This is a genomic window from Pontimonas sp., from assembly GCF_031581085.1.
GTDB lineage: Bacteria > Actinomycetota > Actinomycetes > Actinomycetales > Microbacteriaceae > Pontimonas.
This window is the reverse complement of sequence record NZ_JAVLBO010000060.1, coordinates 1-1,911: the sequence shown is the minus strand read 5'-3', so window position 1 is coordinate 1,911 and position 1,911 is coordinate 1. Positions and strand designations below refer to the sequence as shown.

The 1,911-nt window shown below is 57.9% G+C and carries 1 protein-coding gene; it reads right to left on the bottom strand.

The genetic code is table 11. The annotated features are described in order from the left end of the window. On the bottom strand, positions 1-1,715 hold a 1,715-nt coding region (locus RI518_RS07825; RefSeq protein WP_310689815.1), incomplete at its 3' end, for an acyltransferase family protein. Positions 1,716-1,911: the final 196 nt, after the last annotated feature.

Below are 1,911 nucleotides of genomic sequence, written 5' to 3'. Positions count from 1 at the left end.
CGGGTGTCCAGCTCGATTTGTGGAAACGGTGCGGCGAGAGCCACAGTCTTCCCATCCGCTTGCAACCTGTCGAGAACATCAGGGAGCGCGGCCAGGTCAATATCGGAATACCGCGACGAGAGGATCACCACTTCTGCCCGTTCATACGTCTCAGAGTCGAGAAAACCGGGGTGGAAAAGCATGTTGACCAGCTGGCAACTCATTTTGCCCACCTGATACTCACCGGAGACCTCTTCGCTTTGAGCGAGGACGTTATAGAGATCCCTCGCGTGGGAATTGCCGATGATCACAAGGCCCGGCCGTGGGTCGGCCGCATCAATCCAGCCTTCGTGATCATCATCGCCGTCACCACAGTCGGGCCCTGTCCCCCCGCCGTTGGCGCGAATTAACTCCCACCGATCCTCTTTGGCCCGGTCGTCTCCCACCACATAGCCGGGAATCGTGATGGTCTGAAAATTGAAGCCCGACGCCCCCACAGCACCAGACCACACCGCAACCAAACCGACACTGAGCGTTGCCGTGGCGACGCCCAAGGCCACCCTTCTCGAGCGATCTGGAGTGGATGCCCTCCGACGAAACGGCTGCTCGACGTATCGCCAGGAAAGAACAGACACCACCAGGGAGACGAACAGGGCTGCGATCACGTGCGGGGTGCCAAATTCGACGAAAAGCTCCCGACCAAACACCAGCAGGGGCCAATGCCAGAGATAGAGGCTGTAGCTCACCAGGCCGATCCCTACAAGAGCGGGTGTCGATACTGCTCGAGCGAGAACTGCAGAAAAGTGAGCTCCAGCAATTACCGCGAGGGTGCCGAGGGTCACGGCCAGCGAAGAAAGCGGGGAGTAAAAAGAAGAATCGGCAAAGATTCCCCACACCACGATCACCAGTACTCCAAGTCCTCCGAGTATTCCTGCGGTGCGGCGAGGAAGTGGGCTGCGCGCCTGTCGAGAGAGAACGTCGGCCAGTAGAACCCCGGCGAGAAACTCCCAGGCCCTTGTGGGCAGGAGAAAGAAGTTGGCGTTCGGGTCAAGTACTCCGCTGAAGCTGACTACTAAGGACAGGAGAAATGCCCCCCATAGGAACACTCGGATGCTCTTAGTCCCCAGACGCACAGCGATGTAGAGCAGCAGCACGAGGAAGACATAAAACTGGCCTTCAATCGACACGCTCCATAGGTGGAGGAGGGGATTTTCGTCTAGCGGGGTGTCGAAGTAACCGGAGTTTTGCCAAAAAAACACGTTGGAAAAAAAGCCGACGCTGCTTAGAGCACTGCCACCAAACTTTCGAAATGCCTCGTCAGAGAGCAAAAACCAGGACGCAATAGACACGACACCCACCGTGGCGATGAGGGCGGGAACAAGACGTCGCACTCTCCTGGCAAAAAAATCGCGCAGTTCGAGCATTCCCGCGTGAGCTTGTGGGAGCAGAATGAGGCCCATCAAGAAGCCACTCAGTACGAAGAAGACATCGACTCCGAGCCAGCCTCCGCTGACGTATTGGCCAAACCCGTGATAACCCAGAACGAGGAGGATGGCGATGCCTCGGAGGCCATCCAGTTCAGGTCGACGAGTGAGCGCCTGCATGGTCCTCTTCTCTCGCTCAAAGTTAGAGATAGCTTCAGCGAGTACCGGCGCCCACGCGACCCGGCGCGACACCTCGCCGTGACAAATACCTTCCACCATCACGTTATCGAAGACAATTCTTTTGAGGGGCAACTCGGTAGGGGAATTGACACGCTTCTGACCCGCTGCTCACGCCTCTGAACGGCTGCGCTGGGCCGGGTACCCCACCAAGAGGTCGGATTCTGGCCGGGTTAGACTGTGCGGATAGTCACCGGGGAACCAGTGACGAGGAAAGGAGGGGTTATGGCCAGTGTGTTGCTGCTAAGCGGTGATGACCCCTCTGCTGTGT